The 17742-nt window shown below is 70.6% G+C and carries 19 protein-coding genes and 1 riboswitch; of the genes, 18 read left to right on the top strand and 1 reads right to left on the bottom strand.

What is annotated here, in order from left to right; all coding sequences use genetic code 11:
• Positions 1–4 precede the first annotated feature (4 nt).
• The 15 genes from ABZU25_RS25140 to ABZU25_RS25070 all read left to right on the top strand — a co-directional run bounded on the left by ABZU25_RS25140 (position 5) and on the right by ABZU25_RS25070 (position 11577).
• Positions 5–751 (top strand): SAM-dependent methyltransferase, encoded by a 747-nt coding sequence (locus ABZU25_RS25140; protein ID WP_355031821.1) that lies wholly within the window; start codon positions 5–7, stop codon positions 749–751.
• A 71-nt stretch (positions 752–822) separates the two neighbouring features.
• Complete coding sequence (locus tag ABZU25_RS25135; RefSeq protein WP_355031820.1) at positions 823–2001, top strand: PP2C family protein-serine/threonine phosphatase; 1179 nt, start codon at positions 823–825, stop codon at positions 1999–2001.
• A 56-nt stretch (positions 2002–2057) separates the two neighbouring features.
• Positions 2058–2522 carry a MarR family transcriptional regulator gene (locus tag ABZU25_RS25130; protein WP_355031819.1) on the top strand — a complete coding sequence of 155 codons (465 nt, stop codon included), beginning with the start codon at positions 2058–2060 and terminating at the stop codon, positions 2520–2522.
• 298 nt (positions 2523–2820) lie between these two features.
• Positions 2821–3450, top strand: coding sequence for a CDP-alcohol phosphatidyltransferase family protein (locus tag ABZU25_RS25125; protein WP_355031818.1), 630 nt, complete (start codon positions 2821–2823; stop codon positions 3448–3450).
• Positions 3447–4391 carry a DUF881 domain-containing protein gene (locus ABZU25_RS25120; protein ID WP_355031817.1) on the top strand — a complete coding sequence of 315 codons (945 nt, stop codon included), beginning with the start codon at positions 3447–3449 and terminating at the stop codon, positions 4389–4391. Before ABZU25_RS25125 ends, ABZU25_RS25120 begins: the two co-directional genes overlap by 4 nt.
• A complete protein-coding gene (locus ABZU25_RS25115) occupies positions 4388–4720 on the top strand; it encodes a small basic family protein (RefSeq protein ID WP_030327710.1) in 333 nt (110 codons plus the stop codon). Before ABZU25_RS25120 ends, ABZU25_RS25115 begins: the two co-directional genes overlap by 4 nt.
• 11 nt (positions 4721–4731) lie before the next feature.
• Complete coding sequence (locus tag ABZU25_RS25110; RefSeq protein WP_355031816.1) at positions 4732–5742, top strand: DUF881 domain-containing protein; 1011 nt, start codon at positions 4732–4734, stop codon at positions 5740–5742.
• A gap of 60 nt (positions 5743–5802) precedes the next feature.
• On the top strand, positions 5803–6183 hold the full coding sequence (gene gcvH / locus ABZU25_RS25105) for a glycine cleavage system protein GcvH (RefSeq protein ID WP_355031815.1): 381 nt from the start codon (positions 5803–5805) through the stop codon (positions 6181–6183).
• Between the two features lie 216 nt (positions 6184–6399).
• The gene (locus tag ABZU25_RS25100) at positions 6400–6852 is read left to right on the top strand and encodes an FHA domain-containing protein (RefSeq protein WP_007071101.1); all 453 of its coding nucleotides are present in this window, start codon (positions 6400–6402) and stop codon (positions 6850–6852) included.
• 50 nt (positions 6853–6902) lie between these two features.
• Entirely contained in the window at positions 6903–7604 is a 702-nt protein-coding gene (locus tag ABZU25_RS25095) for a MerR family transcriptional regulator (RefSeq protein ID WP_355031814.1), read from the top strand.
• Positions 7605–7789: 185 nt separating this feature from the next.
• Positions 7790–8254 carry a bifunctional nuclease family protein gene (locus ABZU25_RS25090; RefSeq protein WP_030327706.1) on the top strand — a complete coding sequence of 155 codons (465 nt, stop codon included), beginning with the start codon at positions 7790–7792 and terminating at the stop codon, positions 8252–8254.
• Between the two features lie 197 nt (positions 8255–8451).
• Entirely contained in the window at positions 8452–9048 is a 597-nt protein-coding gene (locus tag ABZU25_RS25085) for a MerR family transcriptional regulator (RefSeq protein ID WP_355031813.1), read from the top strand.
• Between the two features lie 254 nt (positions 9049–9302).
• Positions 9303–9701 carry a group 1 truncated hemoglobin gene (locus ABZU25_RS25080; protein ID WP_355031812.1) on the top strand — a complete coding sequence of 133 codons (399 nt, stop codon included), beginning with the start codon at positions 9303–9305 and terminating at the stop codon, positions 9699–9701.
• 2 nt (positions 9702–9703) lie between these two features.
• On the top strand, positions 9704–10885 hold the full coding sequence (locus tag ABZU25_RS25075; RefSeq protein WP_355031811.1) for a globin domain-containing protein: 1182 nt from the start codon (positions 9704–9706) through the stop codon (positions 10883–10885).
• Positions 10882–11577 carry a cell division protein DivIVA gene (locus ABZU25_RS25070; protein ID WP_355031810.1) on the top strand — a complete coding sequence of 232 codons (696 nt, stop codon included), beginning with the start codon at positions 10882–10884 and terminating at the stop codon, positions 11575–11577. The genes ABZU25_RS25075 and ABZU25_RS25070 overlap by 4 nt, the downstream gene beginning before the upstream one ends.
• Before the next feature lie 234 nt (positions 11578–11811).
• Here ABZU25_RS25070 and ABZU25_RS25065 read toward each other — a convergent pair whose 3' ends face one another.
• The gene (locus tag ABZU25_RS25065) at positions 11812–12465 is read right to left on the bottom strand and encodes an NAD(P)H-binding protein (protein ID WP_355031809.1); all 654 of its coding nucleotides are present in this window, start codon (positions 12463–12465) and stop codon (positions 11812–11814) included.
• Positions 12466–12641: 176 nt separating this feature from the next.
• On the opposite strand from ABZU25_RS25065, the gene ABZU25_RS25060 reads away from it, so the two are divergent.
• The 3 genes from ABZU25_RS25060 (at position 12642) to gcvP (ending at position 17719) form a co-directional block, all read left to right on the top strand.
• The gene (locus ABZU25_RS25060; protein ID WP_355031808.1) at positions 12642–13715 is read left to right on the top strand and encodes a MerR family transcriptional regulator; all 1074 of its coding nucleotides are present in this window, start codon (positions 12642–12644) and stop codon (positions 13713–13715) included.
• An 82-nt stretch (positions 13716–13797) separates the two neighbouring features.
• The gene (locus ABZU25_RS25055; protein WP_355031807.1) at positions 13798–14646 is read left to right on the top strand and encodes an NAD-dependent protein deacetylase; all 849 of its coding nucleotides are present in this window, start codon (positions 13798–13800) and stop codon (positions 14644–14646) included.
• Between the two features lie 75 nt (positions 14647–14721).
• Positions 14722–14821, top strand: a riboswitch (glycine riboswitch).
• A 75-nt stretch (positions 14822–14896) separates the two neighbouring features.
• Positions 14897–17719, top strand: coding sequence for an aminomethyl-transferring glycine dehydrogenase (gcvP, locus tag ABZU25_RS25050; protein WP_355031806.1), 2823 nt, complete (start codon positions 14897–14899; stop codon positions 17717–17719).
• Positions 17720–17742 lie beyond the last annotated feature (23 nt).

Below are 17742 nucleotides of genomic sequence, written 5' to 3'. Positions count from 1 at the left end.
GTCGATGGGTGAACCGGACCAGCCGAGCACCGGCCGCATGATCGACTTTTGGCTCGGTGGGGAGCACCATTTCCCGGTCGACGTGGCCGCCGCGAGCGCGTTCGAGCAGGCGTACGGGCCGTGCGCGCCGGTGTTCCGGGAGTTGCGCGCGTTCCTGGGTCGGACGGTGCGGGCCATGGTCGCCCACGGCGTGGACGGGTTCCTGGTGTTCGGCGCCGGGGTGCCCACGATGGGTAACGTGCACGAGGTCGCCACCGACGCGACGGTGCTCTACACCGACGTCGACCCGGTGACCATCCGGCTGGGGCAGAGCATCCTCGCCGGCAGCGACCGGGCCGGCTACGGCTTCGGTGACGCGACCGACATCGGCACGATCGACCCGGCGCAGCTGCACCGTTTCGTGCCGGGCTGGGGCCGCCGGCCGGTCGGGGTGGTCTTTCTCGGGCTCGCGGCGTTCCTCGACGACGCTACGCTGACCCACACGCTCGACGAGTTGTACGCCGGCGCGGCGCCGGGCAGCCTGCTCGTTGTGGACTTCGACACCGAGGAGCTGGCAGGTCACCCGCAGGCGCTGGCGATGATGGGGCCGCAGTTCCGGATGCGTGCACCGGCGGCGTTCGCGCCGCTGCTGGGCCGCTGGGCGCCGACGGAGGACGGGATCGTGCCGGTCGCGCACTGGCGGCCGGTGGGTTCGCCCGCGCAGGTGCCCGACGCGTTCCACGGCGTGCTCGCGACCCGTGGTGACGACTGACCGCGGAGAGTCGCCGTCCCGGGGTGTCCGTATGATGCTTGCCCTACAGCAAGCTTCTGGAGAGGACGACCATGGTGGACCCGCCGGACGTGGTGTCGCGCGCGCTGCGCGAGGCCCCGCCCGACCAGTTGGCGGAGGCGGCGGACCAGGCGATCCGGTCGACGCTGGGCGCGGTGCGCACCGACGTCTTCGTCGCCGACTATCGGATCAGCGGGCTCTGGCCGGTGCTGGATCCGGACCTGCCGGCAGCCGGGTTCCTGTCCTGCCACACCATGGCGCAGCGGTGCTTCAGCAGCCAGCAACCGGTACGCGACGCCGCCGGCGAGGGTCCCTGCCGGCTCTACCTGCCGTTGACACTGTGGGGGGAGCGGCTGGGTGTGCTGTTGATCGAGCTGCCGGCCGTACCGAATCCGACAGTCACCGGCCACGCGACCGACATCGCCGGTGCTCTCGCGGTGGCGATGCGGGCGGCGGACCGGGGGACCGACCGGTACCGGCGGGCCCGCCGCCGTGAGCGACTCACGATGGCCGCCGAGATGCAGTGGGATCTGCTGCCCGGTCGCAGCGTGGCGCATCACGCGTTCCAGTTGGCCGGGCAGCTGGAGCCGGCGTACACAGTGGGTGGGGACCACTTCGACTGGTCTCTGGACGGCGACCGTCTCACCGTGACGGTGCTCAACGGCGAGGGCAGTGGGCTGGCCGCGTCGATGCTGACCGCCGTCACGGTGAACGCGATGCGCAACGCCCGCCGCTCCGATGGTGGCCTCGTGGAGCAGGCCGAGCTTGCCTCGGACACGGTTTTCTATCAGCACCGGGGCCGCCGGTACGTGGCCACTCTGCTGCTCGATGTCGACACTCGCACCGGCCAGGTCCGGGCGGTCGACGCGGGTTCCCCACACCTGCTGCGGATGCGGGGGGCCACGGTGGAGCCGATCAAGCTGGATCAGCAGTTGCCGCTGGGGATGTTCGCGGAGACCCGCTACGAGGTGCAGGAGTTGCAGCTTGAGCCGGGTGACCGCCTCTTCGTGGTCAGCGACGGGGTGTGGGCCGCCGAGCCGCCGGGCCGGGAGCCGTACGGGGACCGGATGATGGCGCGTTCGCTGCGCGCCACGCGGTTGCAGCCGGCGCCCGAGGCGGTTGGTACGGTGATGCGCGAACTGCACGCCTACCACGTGGACTCCGACCTACGCGACGACGCCGTCGTGGTGTGTCTGGACTGGCACGGTCCGCGTGAGCGGGACGGCGGGTGAGGGTCGCCGCCGCTCCCTCTGGCGGGCACCAGCGCGACGACGGCAGGGGACATCGGGTGGAGCGATCTGCGGATCTCGCCGCGGCGATCGCCGCGGCTGCCGGGACGCTGATCGCCGTGCTCGACTCGTCCACGTCGCGGCATCAGGTGCCACCCACCCAGTTGCGGGTGTTGACGCTGATCGCCAGCCGGGCGGAAACCAACGTCAACGGGTTGGCGGAGTTGCTGGACGTGGTGCCGTCGTCGGCGAGCCGCCTCTGCGACCGACTGGAGGCGACCGGGCTGTTGCGCCGGGTGGCCGATCCCCGCGACCGGCGCGAGGTGCGGTTGGTGCCCACCCCCGCGGCGCTGACGCTGCTGGCGGACCTGGCCGAGCGGCGGCGACGAGCGGTGCAGTCGGTGCTGGATCGGATGCCGGCCAGGACGCAGCACGATCTGCTGCTGGCGCTTGTCGCGTTCGGCCGGGCGGCGACCCAGGCGGTGCCCGAGCAGCAGACCGATCCGGCGGTACAGACGGCCTGAGTGCCGCCACCCCGCCGAGGCTTCCACTAGTATCCTAGGACGCTTTAGGCGTGGTGATCCACGCCACAATGCGGCACCGCCGCACCGAACGGGCGGCGGCGGCGGCCGGCAGGCGGAGGCAGGGCCGATATAGTGACAGCGCACTTACCCGGCCCGTGATCTTCGAGATCGCGGGCCGGCTCAGGGAAAAGGCCCCACCCGGGGCCGCAGGGGAGCCGGCGCTGGCCGGCCCGACAGCGCGTACGACCCTCCGCCGCGCCCGACGTCGGCCGAGGGTCCGAGTCGTGGAGGAGGATCGGTGTCGCGTCCGGCTCGGGCAGAGCAACCGCGGGACACCGGTGACCAGGCTCCCGGCAACCAGGTGCTCACCCTGCCCAACCTGATCAGCTTCGTGCGGCTGCTGGGCGTACCCCTCTTCCTCTACCTGTTCCTGGTCGAGCGAGCCGACGTGGCGGCCATCGTCGTGCTGGCCATCGGCGGCACCACCGACTGGGTCGACGGCTGGATCGCCCGCCGCCTGCACCAGGTGAGTCGACTCGGGGAGTTGCTCGACCCGTTCGCCGACCGGCTCTACATCCTCGCCACCCTTGTCGCCTTCACCGCGCGGGAGGTGGTGCCGTGGCAGTTCACCGCGGCGCTGCTGGCCCGCGAGCTGCTGCTGCTCGGCTCGCTGGCGGTGCTGCGCCGCTACGGGTATGGGCCGCCGCCGGTGCACTACGTGGGTAAGACGGCCACGTTCCTGCTGCTGGCGGCGTTCCCGGTGCTGCTGTTGGCCAGTGAGTGGAGCGCGGCGGCCACGGCGACGGCCGCGATCGGCTGGGCGTTGGCGTGGTGGGGCCTGGTGCTCTACTGGGTGGCCGGCGGGATGTACGTGGTGCAGGCCGCGCGGCTGGTGCGCGCGGCGCGGGGGCGGGGAGCGGCGACATGAGCGCGCCGCAGCCGGGCAAACCCCGCCAGGACCGGGTGTACGCGCCGGACTTCCTCACCGAGCTGTTTCGCAACCCCCTCGATCCGGGGTATGCGGATGCGGCGGCTGCCCGTCGGCGCTCGGCGTCCACCGAGTCGGTGCGGGGGTGGCGGGCCTGGCCGGCTCGGGCGGTCAGTCTGGTCGTGGTGGTGTTGCTCGGTTTCCTGTTCGCTGTCGCGTACCGGCAGACGATGGCGGACGAGCCGGGGCGTGCCCAGGCCCGTTCCGGTCTGGTGGCGCAGATCAAGGAGCGGGAGGGCACCACCGACCGGTTGTCCACGCGCGCGGACCAGCTGCGCGAGGAGGTCAGTCGGCAGCGCGACGCGGCGTTGAGCGGGTCGGCCGCGGCACGGCTGCGGGACCTGGAGGCGAGCACCGGGCTGGGTCGGGTGCGCGGCGACGGTGTGGTGGTGCGGTTGGCGGACGGGCCGGCCAAGGCGGACGCGGTGACGGGTGCTGGCGCGGGGCCGTCGCGGGTGTTGTACAGCGATCTGCAGGGTGTCGCGAACGCGTTGTGGAGTGCCGGTGCGGAGGCGATCGCCATCAACGGCCAGCGGTTGACGTCGACGTCGACGATCCGTACGGCGGGTGACGCGATCCTTGTGGATTTCCGGCCGGTGATGGGGCCGTACGAGGTGTCGGCGGTCGGGCCGGGTTCGATGCGGCGCAGGTTCGAGGACAGCCGCAACGCGGACGTGATGCGGGAGGTCGCGCAGAAGACCGGGTTGTCGTTCGGTGTGCGGGAGGCCGATGACCTCACCCTGCCGGCGGCTCCGGAGCCGCAGCTACGCTACGCGAAGCCGTCGGTCAGTCCGAGCCCTTCCGCGTCGGGTGTCCGGTCCGGCAGTCCTGGGTCGTCCGGTCCGACGACGACCGTTAGCCCCTCCGGAGGTGGCCGATGATCGCGGTGCTGGCGTTGCTTGCCGGTGTGGTGCTGGGTGTGTGGCTTGATCCCACGGTGCCGGCGGCGTTGCAGCCGTACCTGCCGATCGCGGTGGTGGCCGCGTTGGACGCGGTGTTCGGTGGGGTGCGGGCCCGGTTGGACCGCATCTTCGACGACAAGCAGTTCGTGGTGTCGTTCATCTCGAACGTGCTGGTTGCTGGTCTGATCGTGTATCTGGGTGACCAGCTCGGGGTGGGTGGGCAGCTGTCCACGGGTGTGGTTGTCGTGTTGGGTGTTCGCATCTTCGGCAACGTGGCGGCGATCCGTCGGCACCTGTTCCGGGCGTAGGTTTGGCAGCGATGAGTGACGAGCAGAGCGACACGGGGACCGGGTGGCCGCAGCCGGGTGGGCCGACGCGCCCGGGTGGGCCGGCGGGTGAGCCGGATCCGCGTCCGGACGCACCGGATCCGGACGAGCTGAGTCCGTTGGCCCCGCCGGAGCCGGCGCAGCCGCAGCAGCGGCCGGACGACGAGCCGGCGGTGGAGCGGGTCGACGACGGTGCGACGGTGGACCTGAGCGCGGTGTCGCGGCCCGGGGAGCCGGTGGCGGTTTCTGACGGGTTGGCCGAGCCGGTCGGGGAGTCGGTGGTGGCGCGACCGGTGGCGGCGGGTCGGTTCCGGTGGAGTACGGCCGGTGTGATGATCGTGGCGTTGTTGGTGCTGCTGGGTTTCACGTTGGTCGTGCAGTTGAAGACGACGTCGACGGATCCGACGTTGGGGGCGACGCGTCAGGAGGACCTGGTGCGGATCCTGTCGGATCTCGATGCGCGGGAGAGTCGTCTTCAGCAGGATATTCGTGCCCTGGAGGACAGTCAGCGGCAGTTGCGCTCGGGTGAGCAGGGTCGTCAGGCGGCGTTGGACGAGGCGACGCGGCGGGCGAACGAGTTGGGCATTCTGGCGGGTACGTTGCCGGCGGTCGGGCCGGGGTTGACGGTGCAGTTCGAGGCTGGTGTCAAGCCGATCACCGCGACCCGGGTGTTGGACGCGGTGCAGGAGTTGCGGGGCGCGGGCGCGGAGGCGATGCAGATCGCCGGTGGTGACCGGGCGACGGTGCGGATCATCGCATCGACGTACTTCCTCGATGGGGACAACGGGTCGTTGATGGTGGAGGGGCGTCGGTTGACGGGGCCGTACACGATCACGGTGATCGGTGATCCGGCGACGATGCGTACGGCGTTGAACATTCCTGGTGGGGTGGTGGCGTCGGTCCGAGGTGTCGGCGGTAACGTGACGTTTGGGGAGCGTGAGGTTGCCGAGGTTTCGGCGCTGCACGCGCCGATCAAGTTGGAACACGCCCGTCCGGTCTCCTGACCGGCGCGGCCGCGCCGGGCCCGGGTGGTCCGGGGCACCGATGGATGAAGGACGCGTCTGGTGATTCCTGAGGATCTGCGATACACCGCCGAGCATGAGTGGGTGGCGGGTGACGGCACGGGTTCGATCCGGGTCGGTATCACGCACTTCGCGCAGGACGCGCTGGGTGACATCGTGTACGTGCAGTTGCCCGAGGCGGGTGCGGTGGTCGCGGCCGGTGATTCGTTGGGTGAGATCGAGTCGACGAAGAGTGTGTCGGAGATCTACGCGCCGGTGGCCGGTACGGTGGTGGCGCCCAACGAGGCGTTGGGTGACACACCGGAGCTGATCAACACTGATCCGTACGGTGCGGGTTGGTTGGTGGAGATCACGCCGAACGATCCGACGGCGACGGATGGGTTGCTGACGGCGGCCGCTTATCAGAAGATCACCGAAGGCTGAGTGTGCGTGATCCGGTGCGTGGGCTGTGTCCGCGCGTCCGGTTGCCCTGCATTTCGGCGCTGGCTAGGCTCGCCCAGTCGACCGAGAACCCAAATAGTTGAGCGTTGCGGAATTGCCTTCCCGGGCACGGGGAGCCAGCCGCCGGGTGTTCAAGTGCCCGGCGGCCAGACCCGCCATTACCCTGACGCCGACCGAACAGATCCGTGAGGTGGTCCCATGACGCGGCCAGACGACGAGTTCCCCCCGCTCGACGTCACTTCGACGCTCAATCTCGGTTCGCTCGACGAAGTGCTGGAAGGGCCGGACACCGATGTGGTGCCGAGCCGGATGTCCGGCTCGTTGCCGCCGGGTATGGCGCTGCTGGTGGTTCGTCGAGGCCCGAATGCGGGTGCCCGGTTCCTGTTGGACCACGATGTGACGACCAGTGGCCGGCATCCGGACAGTGACATCTTCCTCGATGACGTGACGGTGTCGCGTCGGCATGCGGAGTTCCACCGTGACGGTGGGACGTTCACGGTGCGGGACGTGGGTAGCCTGAATGGCACGTACGTGAATCGTGAGCGGGTCGAGGCGGCCACGTTGAGCAATGGTGACGAGGTTCAGATCGGTAAGTTCCGGGTGGTGTTCATCGCCGGTCCGCGCCCGGAGGAGGAGGCCGGCCGGGGGTGAACGAGCCTGCGGCCTCCACGTCACCCGGGGCGGCTCGGTCTGAGCCGCTGATGAGCATCGGTGAGGTGCTTGGGCAGTTGCGGGTGGATTTCCCGGATACCACGATTTCGAAGCTGCGGTTTCTTGAGGCCGAGGGTTTGGTCGAGCCGCAGCGGACGGCGGCGGGTTACCGGAAGTACAGCTGGGACGATGTGGCGCGGTTGCGGTTCGTGTTGACCGCGCAGCGGGACAAGTACCTGCCGTTGCGGGTGATCCGTGAGCAGTTGGCCCAGTGGGATTCGTCTGGTGAGCAGCCGGGGCGGTCGCGGCCGGCGTTGGTGGCGGTTGGTCCTGATGGTGCGGTGCCGGGTCGTGAGTCGGTGGAGCCGGCCGAGTCGTCGCAGGTGCGGCTCGGCCGGGCGGATCTGGTGGCGCGCAGTGGGATCGACGAGTCGACGCTTGTGGAGTTGGAGCGGCTCGGTGTGCTGGTGTCGGATCCGCCGGGGTGGTATGACGCGGATGCGTTGATCATCGCTTCGGCGGTGGCGGGGTTGGCGTCGTACGGGTTGGAGCCGCGACATCTGCGGGGTTATCGGACGGCGGCGGATCGCGAGGTTGGTTTGTTCGCCCAACTGGTGGCGCCGTTGGCGCGGCAGAGTGATCCGGCGGCGCGGGCTCGGGCGGCGGAGACGGCGCGTGACTTGGTGGCGTTGTCGGAGCAGTTGCACGCGGCGTTGGTGCGGGTGGGTTTGCGCTCGACGTTGGGTCGGTGAGGGTGCCCGGCGGGTGGTGGCTGAGCGTAAAGATCTCTTCCGGGAAGCGTGCCGTAGGCTTGCCGGGGTAACCCCTTTCTGGCGCGGGCGTGGTGCGGTAGCGCACGGGACGACCGTGTCGCGGTCCGTGTACCGTGCAGGGAAGGGCGCGGTGCGGCGTAGGTGACAACGACACGGAGGCGGCGGTGCGCGAGCTGAGCGTGGTCGGAGTTCGGGTGGAGTTGCCTAGCAACCAGCCGATCGTCCTGCTCAGGGAGGTCGAGGGCGACCGCTATCTGCCGATCTGGATCGGCGCGGTCGAGGCCACGGCTATCGCTTATGAGCAGCAGGGGGTCAAGCCGGCCCGACCGTTGACGCATGATCTTCTGCGGGATGTGTTGGCGGCGTTGAAGGCGCCCTTGCAGGCGGTGGAGATCACCGAGCTCAAGGAGAACGTGTTCTACGCGGATCTGTTGATCGGTGATGGGGTGCGGGTGTCGGCGCGGCCGAGCGATTCGATCGCGTTGGCGTTGCGTGTCGGTGCGCCGATTCGTTGTGCTGAGCAGGTCCTCAGCGAGGCGGGGATCGTCATTCCTGATGAGCAGGAGGACGAGGTGGAGAAGTTCCGGGAGTTCCTGGAGCAGGTGCGTCCGGAGGATTTCGCGGGCTGAGGTGGGCCTTGGGCTCTGCTCCCGGGGGTGGCTGTGGGTGTTGCCCCGGTTCGGTTGGTGATCTTTCTCGGTGGCTGCGCGGCGTGTCGTGTCGGTTCCTCCGTGGTAACCCCTGAAGGTGGCTATAGGGTTGCCGTGTCGAGGGGTGCGCGTCCCGGAAACGACGCGTCGCCACACTGACGGGGGAGGTTGTCCGGATGCACGAGCCGCGGGATCCCGATCCGGGTGGAGAGTTCGACGAGCCGGGTGCCTCGTCGCCAGGTGTGGCGATTGAGGGTGACGGTTCGGTCGGCTACCGGGGTGTGACGGCCTGCCACGCGGTGGGCATCAGTTACCGGCAGTTGGATTACTGGGCGCGCACGGCGCTGGTGGTGCCGAGTGTGCGGGATGCCTCTGGTTCGGGGACGCAGCGGTTGTATTCGTTCCGGGATCTGGTGGTGTTGAAGGTCGTGAAGCGGTTGTTGGATGCGGGGGTGTCCCTGCAGAACATCCGTAAGGCGATCGAGGCGCTGCGGTCGCGTGGTGTGGAGGATCTGGCCGGGATCACGCTGATCTCCGATGGGACGACGGTGTATGAGTGTCGGTCCCCGGAGGAGGTGGTCGACCTGTTGCAGGGTGGCCAGGGGGTCTTCGGGATTGCCATCGGTGGGGCGTTCAAGGAGATCCAGGGGTCGTTGTCGCATCTGCCGGCGGAGCCGGCGACGAGCGCTCCGGTGGAGCCTGCGGTGGCGTCGGGGTCGGATCCGGTGGGTGACGAGTTGGCTGCGCGGCGGGCACGGCGGCGCGCCGGCTGAGCACGGCGTCCGGTTTTTTCGGTTGGTTTTTTCGCGACCGTCGGTGACGGCGGGTGATGGTCGGTGGGTGAGTTCTCTCCACTGTGGGCACCCTGGGTGTCGTTCTCGTTGCCGATTGTGGAGATACCCATCGGTAGTGGTGACGCTGCGTTCCGCGCAACTGTCGGGAACGCGATAGGGGGGCAATGACCCGAGCCGAGTGACACGCTATGGTCCGTCACGGTTATCGACCCTTCCCCCCGGAGGAAACGACCGTGACGGTTATCGAAGAGGCTGCCCCGAAGTCGCACTACGACCGTATTGGCGGTGCGACCTCGGTCAAGGCGGCTGTTGAGCTGTTCTACGACAAGGTGTTGGCCGACCCGGCTTTGGCGGACTATTTCGCTGAGGTGGAGATGGTGGGTCAGCGGCGGCACCTGACGTTGATGTTGACCACGGTGCTGGGTGGTCCGAACGAGTACGCCGGCCGTGGGTTGGCCGAGGCGCACCAGCCGTTGAACATCCCGGTGGAGCACTACGCGAAGGTGGGCGAGCACCTCCTGGCGACGCTGACCGAGTTGGGTGTGCCGGCGGACATCCTGGCCGACGTGCAGACGGTGCTGGGGCAGGTGCAGGACCAGGTGGTGGCCTCCGGAGACCGGTCGGGCGCCTGAGCGTGGACGCAGCCCAACTCAAGCAGAGCTGGTCGGTGGTCGCCGAGCACGGCGATCAGGTGCCGCTCTATTTCTACTCGACGTTGTTCCTCGCTCATCCTGAGACGCGGCAGATGTTCCCGACGAACATGGCCGGGCAGCGGGACCGTCTCGTGACCGCGTTGGGGCACATCGTGTCCAACGTGGACCAGGTGGACCGGCTGGTGGGTTTCCTGCAGGATCTCGGTGCGGACCACCGCAAGTTCGCGGTACGCGCGGAGCACTACCCGGCCGTCGGTGAGGCGCTGTTGGCGACGTTGCAGCATTTCCTCGCCGAACAGTGGACCGACGAGTTGGCTGCGGACTGGGCGGCCGCGTACGGGTTGGTGGCCCAGGTGATGGTGGAGGCCGCACAGGCCGCCGAGGCGGTGAACCCGCCGTGGTGGGTGGCGGAGATCGTGGCGCACGAGCGGCGGGCGTTCGACGTGGCGGTGCTGACGGTGCGCCCGCAGTATCTGCTGCCGTTCACCCCGGGTCAGTCGATCGGGGTGTCGCATCCGTCGGTGCGTTCGTGGCGGTACTACTCGCCGGCGAACGCGCCGCGCGCGGACGGCACCCTGGAGTTGCATGTGCGGGCCGCGCCGGGTGGCGCGGTGTCGTCGCGGCTGGTCTACGGGTCGGCGGTGGGGGATCGGATCCACCTGGCGGCGCCGGTCGGGGATCGACTGGGGTTGTGGTCGGCGGGCTCCAGTGACCTGTTGCTGCTGGTCGCGGGCACCGGCTGGGCGCCGGTGAAGGCGCTGGTGGAGCAGGTGGCGGCGGAGGGTTCCCGCCGGCGGGTGGACCTGTACGTGGGGGCCCGTTCCCGCAGTGAGCTCTACGACAGCGACGCGATCGACAAGTTGGCGTCGTCGTATCCGTGGTTGACGGTGACCTACGTGGTGGGTGCCGATGTGAAACGGCCCGGGGAGTTCCTGCACGCGGTGGATCGGGCGTTGGCCGACGGTGACTGGCGTTCCCGGCACGTGTTCGTGTGCGGGTCGGACGAGATGGTGTCGTACGCGGTGCGGGCGTTGGTCCAGGCGGGTTTCCACGCGGGTCAGGTGCACCACGAGGGCCTGGGTGAGCAGTGGTACGGCCCGGCGTGGCGTACGGCGGTGCAGCAGTCGCCTGTCGGTGACGTTTCGGGAGGTGGGCACAGGTGAGCGCGACCCCGATCAGCCGGTACGACGGGATGCAGGTTTCCGGCACGGTGCAGGTGCGGATGACCGCCGATCGGGTTCGGCGGTGGCAGTTCGGGGCGGCGTCGTTCACGCGGCGTGGCTACGACAACGCCGACGTGGACCGGTTCCGGATGCAGATCGCCGACGAGTTGGACGCGCTGGCGACGCAGCTCGCGACGTTGCGGGCGGAGAACGAGCGGCTGACCGACCGGGTGGAGCTGCACCGGCACGGGGTGATCCCGAGCACGGGGGCGGCGGGGAAGGCCCCGGCGGCGCGGGAGGTGAATCTGCTGTCCGCGGCGCAGCGGGAGGCGGAGCAGATCATCGCGCAGGCGCACGACTACGCGCGGCGGGTCGCCGAGTACGCCCGGGTGCAGTACGAGAGTTACCTGCACGCGGCGGAGGTGGAGGCGAAGCAGGAGGCGGAGCGGGCCGTGGCGGAGTATCGCAGCGCGGCGGGGTCGAGCTTCGACGACACGGTGGCCACCCGGGAGGCGTTGCGGATCTTCGGGGAGATGATGGTGTCGCACATGCAGGCGGCGGCGCGGCATCTCGATGATGGCAGTGAGCAGTTGGCCCGGACGATGGATCGGATCGCGGCGGAGACGCCGGGGGCGCCGTTCGACGGCGGTGTGGTGGGTCAGCCGGCGTTGCCGCGCCACCATCAGCGGTGATTCGCGCGGGTGGGGTTTCCGTTGACGGTGGACCCCACCCGGCCGTGCGTTCAGCTGAGGAGTTGCTGGAGCCTGCCCCGGATTGGCCCCCGCCTGATGTCAGCTGGTTCTCTCGTCGGGCGGGGGTCGGGCCGTTCGCGACCGCGTTGAGCCACTCGTCGGGCTGATCCGTGACGGCGCCGATGCGGACGGGGTGGCCATCGCTCTTCTCGGGTGGGTGGCGCGACGGGTCGGTCAGATGGCGGCGTGGACGGCGGCGGCTATCGGGGTGGGTCCGCTGATGAGTTCCAGGGTCGCGCCGGTGGTGCGTGGTTCGTCGAGCAGCGCGGTGAGGACGTGGGCGACGTCGGTGCGGCTGATCGCGCCGCGACGGGCGTGTCGGGTGAGGGTGACGTGTCCGGTGGGCTGGTCGTCGGTGAGCCGGCCGGGTCGTAGCACCGTCCAGGCCAGGTCGCGGCTGCGCAGGTCGTCCTCGGCGGCGCGTTTGGCGCGCAGGTACGCCGCCCACACGTCGTCGGTGCCGGGGGCGGGTGGGTCGTCCACGCCCATCGAGGAGACGAGCAGGTAGCGGTGGACACCGGCGTGGGTGGCGGCGTCGGCGAGCAGCGCGGCGGCGGACCGGTCGACGGTGTCCTTGCGGGCGGCGCCGCTGCCGGGGCCGGCGCCCGCGGCGAAGATCACGGCGTCGACGCCGTCGAGGTGCGTGGTCAGGTCGGTGACCGGGGTGTGTTCGAGGTCGCAGACGACGGGGGTGGCACCGGCGGCGCGCAGGGTCGCGGCCTGCGTGGGGTTGCGGATCAGGCCGACGGCGGTGTCGCCGCGTCCGGTGAGGTGGCGTTGCAGCAGTAGGGCGATCTTGCCGTGGCCTCCGGCGATGACGACGCGCATGTGTTCAACCTACCGGCGGTGCCGGGAGCAGCGGTGACACCGGGACGGCCGGCGTCGGGTTGGCCGTGGCGGGTGCTTTCCCCGGCGGTGGCCGGTGAGGGTTTGACCTTGACCTTCGGGCAACCCCCAGCCTGGTGTGTGCCGGTCGCCGTGACCGGCACGAGGAGGATGTCGACGTGGGGCTCATGACCATCGGGGCGTTCGCCCGGGCGGCGAGGCTGACGCCGAAGGCGCTGCGCCTGTACGACCAGGGTGGGCTGCTACTGCCGGCCGCTGTCGATCCGGAGTCCGGATACCGGTTCTACGATCCGACCCAGTTGCCGTTGGCCCGGCTGGTCGCCGAGCTGCGTCGTATCGGCATGCCGCTGGCGACGATCCGTGTCGTGTGTGGTTTGCAGCCCGCGGCGGCGGCCGAGGCGATCACCGCGTACTGGCGGCAGGTCACCGCCGACACGGCGGCTCGGGCGCGGCTCGCCACGCTCCTCGTGGACCACCTGTCCGAAGGGGGCGCCACCATGTCTCAACCGAATTCTGCCGTCGCTGTCCGTTACGCCGCCCGGTGTGACACCGGGATGGGGCGCGACAGCAACGAGGACGCCGCGTACGCCAGCGAGCGGTTGCTCGCCGTCGCCGACGGCATGCGGGGACCGGGCGGTGCTGCCGCCAGCGGCGCCGCCATCGACGCCCTGAAGCCGTTGGAACTGGTGAGTGTGCCGGCCGTCGAGCTGTTGACGATGCTCGCCGGTGCGGTTGCCGACGCCGACCGCACCGTGCGCGGGTTGGCGACCGATGATCACCAGCCGGGCACCACGGTGACCGCGCTGCTGCGCAGCGGTTCCCAGTTGGCGCTTGTGCACGTCGGTGACACCCGGGCCTATCTGCTGCGCGACGGTGAGCTGTCGTTGCTGACGCAGGATCACACCTGGGTGCAGGCCCAGGTGGATCAGGGCAGGCTCGACCGCGCGCAGGCCGCCGCGCATCCGCAGCGCGCGATGCTGGTTCGCGCCCTCGGCGCCGGTGCGCAGGTCGAGGCGGACCTCGCGCTTCGTACCGCCCTGCCCGGGGACCGGTACCTGTTGTGCTCTGACGGGTTGTCCGCGGTCGTCGGCCGCGCTGATCTGTGCGCGACGCTGCGTGCGGCGACCGATCCCGAGGACGCGGTGCGGGGGTTGATCGATCAGGCTCGGGCCGAGGGGGCGCCGGACAACATCGCCTGCGTCGTCGCCGACGTCGTGGCGGTAGAGACGTGACCGCCGCCCGACGGGGTGGCGGCGACGGGAAGCACCGGGCCGGGGTTCGGCGTCGGCGGGTGGGTTGAGGCAGCATGGAGGGGTGACGGAGAGCTTCGAGGCGTTGCGCGCGCTGGTGGCCGATGGTGGGGTGGTGGTGCTCAGCGGCGCGGGCCTGTCCACCGAGTCGGGCATCCCGGATTACCGGGGGCCCAGCGGGGTGGCGCGGCGGCACACCCCGATGACCTTCCAGGCGTTCACCCGGGATCCGCTCGCCCGGCGGCGTTACTGGGCGCGCAGCCACCTGGGGTGGCGGTTGATCGCGGGTGCGGCGCCCAACGCCGGGCACCGGGCGGTGGCGGGGCTGCAACGCGCCGGTCTGGTCGACACGGTGATCACCCAGAACGTCGACGGTCTGCACGGTGCGGCCGGCAGCACGTCGGTGGTCGAGTTGCATGGTCGCCTGGACGAGGTGGTCTGCCTGGACTGCGGCAACCTGACCTCCCGGGAGGAGGTGGACCGGCGGCTGCGCGAGGCGAACCCGGGCTTCGTGGCCCGGGTCGCCGCGGTGAACCCGGACGGTGATGTGGATCTCCCCGACGAGCAGGTGGCGGCGTTCCGGACGGTGGATTGTGCGATCTGCGGCACGGGGATGCTGAAACCGGACGTGGTGTTCTTCGGGGAGACGGTGCCGCCGCAGCGGGTGGCGCGGTGTTTCGCGGCTGTGGGGGAGGCCCGGTCGTTGCTGGTGCTCGGGTCGTCGTTGACGGTGATGTCGGGGCGCCGTTTCGTGATCAGCGCTGCGAAACGGGGCATTCCGGTGGCGATCGTCAACCAGGGGCCGACCCGCGGTGACGGCCACGCCACCGTCTGCGTCGACGCCCCGCTGGGCGCCGTGTTGCCCCGGTTGGCCGCCGGGGTCAGCGGGACCGCGGCGCCGGTCGGGGTCTGACCCGCTGGGGACGCGACGCCCGGGGGTAGGACATCTGCCGGAAACACCGGCGCTGGTAGCGTTGACCATGCCGGTAACACCCACGTGGGAGAGACCGCCCGCCAGCACGGCAGGGCGGCGCCGAAGGGGCAAATCCTCCCCGGAACCTCTCAGGCAAAAGGACCTCGTGGGCAGGCACTGTGGAGCACCCCCCTGCGGGGTGCGACAGAGGGGGAGGCCGACACGTCGACCTCGCCCCGGGAGTGCCCCCATGACCGTAGAGCAGTTCGCCACCCGTCACATCGGTCCCGGCCCCGACGATGAGCGTCGGATGTTGGAGGTCGTCGGGCACGGCTCGATCGACGAGCTGATGGACGCCGCGATCCCCGAGGTGATCCGCTGGCACGGCACCCTCGACCTGCCGCAGGCGGCCACCGAGGCCGAGGCGATCGCCGAGTTGCGGGCCCTCGCGGCACGCAACACCGTCGCCGTTTCCATGATCGGGCTGGGGTACCACGGCACGCACACCCCGGCGGTGATCCGCCGCAACGTCCTGGAGGACCCGGCCTGGTACACGGCGTACACGCCGTACCAGCCGGAGATCAGCCAGGGCCGCCTGGAGGCGCTGCTGAACTTCCAGACGATGGTCACCGACCTGACCGGCCTGGCCACCGCGAACGCCTCCATGCTCGACGAGGGCACCGCCGCCGCGGAGGCGATGACCCTGGCGCGGCGGGCCTCCAAGAGCAAGAGCCGGGTGTACGTCGTCGACGCCGACGCGTTGCCGCAGACCATCGCGGTGATCACCAGTCGGGCCGAGCCGCTCGGCATCGACGTGCGGGTCGTCGACGTCGAGCGCGACGAGCTGCCGGCGGAGTTCTTCGGCCTGCACCTGCAGTACCCGGGCGCGTCCGGGGCGGTCCGTGACCACACCCGCCTCGTCGAGGCCGCGCACGCCGTCGGGGCCCTGGTGACCGTCGCGGCGGACCTGCTGGCGTTGACACTGCTGCGGGCGCCGGGGGAGATCGGCGCGGACATCGCCGCCGGCACCACCCAACGCTTCGGCGTACCCATGGGCTTCGGTGGGCCGCACGCCGGGTACCTGGCGGTGCGCGCGGGCCTGGAGCGGATGCTGCCCGGGCGCCTGGTCGGGGTGTCACGCGACGCGGACGGCAACCCGGCCTACCGGTTGGCGTTGCAGACCCGCGAGCAGCACATCCGGCGGGAGAAGGCGACAAGCAACATCTGCACCGCGCAGGTGCTGCTGGCGGTGATGGCCGGCATGTACGCCGTCTACCACGGCCCGGACGGGTTGCGGGACATCGCGGCGCGTACCCATGCCATGGCGGCGCGGCTCGCGGCCGGGCTGCGCGCCGGCGGCGTGGACGTCGCGGACGTCGCGTTCTTCGACACCGTCACCGCGGCAGTGCCGGGCCGGGCTGGGCAGGTCGTCGCGGCGGCCGCCGCCGACGGGGTGAACCTGCGGCTGGTCGACGCCGACCGGGTGGGGGTGTCCTGCGACGAGACGACGACCGACGCGCACCTGGCGCGGGTGTGGGCGGCGTTCGGGGTGCCCGCGTTCGACGGGGCCGTCGACACGGCCCTGCCCGCCGACCTGGCGCGCGACAGTGACTTCCTCACCCACCCGGTGTTCCGCAGCCACCACTCGGAGACGGCGATGCTGCGCTACCTGCGGCGGCTGTCGGACTTCGACTACGCCCTGGACCGGGGCATGATCCCCCTCGGGTCGTGCACGATGAAGCTGAACGCGACAACGGAGATGGAGCCGGTCAGCTGGGCGGAGTTCGCGCACATCCACCCGTTCGCGCCGGACGCGCAGACCGCCGGGTACCGGGAGATGATCGGTCAGCTGGAGTCGTGGCTGGCCGAGGTGACCGGCTACGACGCGGTCAGCGTGCAACCCAACGCCGGGTCGCAGGGTGAGCTGGCCGGGTTGCTGGCGATCCGCTCCTACCACGCGTCGCGCGGTGAGTCGCACCGCGACGTGTGCCTGATCCCGTCGTCGGCGCACGGCACGAACGCGGCGTCGGCGGTGATGGCCGGCATGCGGGTCGTCGTGGTGGCCTGCGACGAGGACGGCAACGTCGACCTCGTCGACCTGGACGCGAAGATCGACAAGCATCGGGACGCGCTCGCCGGGATCATGGTGACGTACCCGTCGACGCACGGGGTGTACGAGACGGGCATCGCGTCGCTGTGCGCGAAGGTCCACGACGCCGGTGGTCAGGTGTACGTCGACGGGGCGAACCTCAACGCCCTGGTCGGGTTCGCGAAGCCGGGCAGGTTCGGCGCGGACGTGTCACACCTCAACCTGCACAAGACGTTCTGCATCCCGCACGGCGGGGGTGGCCCCGGTGTGGGTCCGGTGGCGGTGCGGGCGCACCTGGCGCCGTTCCTGCCGGGTGACCCGCTGGGCGCGCACGCGGACTCCACGCCGGCGATCTCGGCGGCGAAGTACGGGTCGGCGGGCATCCTGCCGATCCCGTGGGCGTACCTGCGGATGATGGGCGCCGAGGGGCTGACCCGGGCGACCGGTGTGGCGGTCCTCGCCGCGAACTACGTGGCGGCACGCCTGCGCGGGCACTTCCCGGTGCTGTACGCCGGCAACAAGGGCCTGGTGGCGCACGAGTGCATCCTCGACCTGCGACCGCTGACGAAGGCGACCGGGGTGAGCGTCGACGACGTGGCGAAGCGGCTGATCGACTACGGCTTCCACGCGCCGACGATGTCGTTCCCGGTCGCGGGGACGCTGATGGTCGAGCCGACCGAGAGCGAGGACCTGGCCGAGCTGGACCGGTTCTGCGACGCGATGATCGCCATCCGCGCGGAGATCGAGCAGGTGGGTTCGGGGCAGTGGCCGGCGGGGGACAACCCCCTCGCGAACGCGCCGCACACCGCGGCGATGGTCAGCGGTGACGACTGGGCCCACCCGTACCCGCGGTCGGTGGGCGCGTACCCGGCCGGGGTGGACCGGGCCGGGAAGTACTGGCCGCCGGTGCGTCGCGTCGACGGCGCGTACGGCGACCGGAACCTGGTCTGCTCGTGCCCGTCGCCGGAGGCGTTCGAGGACTGACGACGGGCGAGCCGGGGCGGGCG

The organism is Micromonospora sp. NPDC005215 (genome assembly GCF_040607915.1).
In the GTDB taxonomy this organism is placed as follows: Bacteria; Actinomycetota; Actinomycetes; order Mycobacteriales; family Micromonosporaceae; genus Micromonospora.
Note: the sequence above shows the minus strand (reverse complement) of the source record. Positions and strands in the feature narration are given on the sequence as shown.

What these genes read in the sequence shown, in the direction of transcription:
- ABZU25_RS25115 (WP_030327710.1), top strand. Translation starts at nt 4,388, where the DNA reads ATGATCGCGGTGCTGGCGTTGCTTGCCGGTGTGGTGCTGGGTGTGTGG.
- ABZU25_RS25110 (WP_355031816.1), top strand. Translation starts at nt 4,732, where the DNA reads ATGAGTGACGAGCAGAGCGACACGGGGACCGGGTGGCCGCAGCCGGGT.
- ABZU25_RS25085 (WP_355031813.1), top strand. Translation starts at nt 8,452, where the DNA reads ATGCACGAGCCGCGGGATCCCGATCCGGGTGGAGAGTTCGACGAGCCG.
- gcvP (WP_355031806.1), top strand. Translation starts at nt 14,897, where the DNA reads ATGACCGTAGAGCAGTTCGCCACCCGTCACATCGGTCCCGGCCCCGAC.
- ABZU25_RS25120 (WP_355031817.1), top strand. Translation starts at nt 3,447, where the DNA reads ATGAGCGCGCCGCAGCCGGGCAAACCCCGCCAGGACCGGGTGTACGCG.
- ABZU25_RS25135 (WP_355031820.1), top strand. Translation starts at nt 823, where the DNA reads ATGGTGGACCCGCCGGACGTGGTGTCGCGCGCGCTGCGCGAGGCCCCG.
- ABZU25_RS25095 (WP_355031814.1), top strand. Translation starts at nt 6,903, where the DNA reads ATGAGCATCGGTGAGGTGCTTGGGCAGTTGCGGGTGGATTTCCCGGAT.
- ABZU25_RS25140 (WP_355031821.1), top strand. Translation starts at nt 5, where the DNA reads ATGGGTGAACCGGACCAGCCGAGCACCGGCCGCATGATCGACTTTTGG.
- ABZU25_RS25100 (WP_007071101.1), top strand. Translation starts at nt 6,400, where the DNA reads ATGACGCGGCCAGACGACGAGTTCCCCCCGCTCGACGTCACTTCGACG.
- ABZU25_RS25065 (WP_355031809.1), bottom strand. Translation starts at nt 12,465, where the DNA reads ATGCGCGTCGTCATCGCCGGAGGCCACGGCAAGATCGCCCTACTGCTG.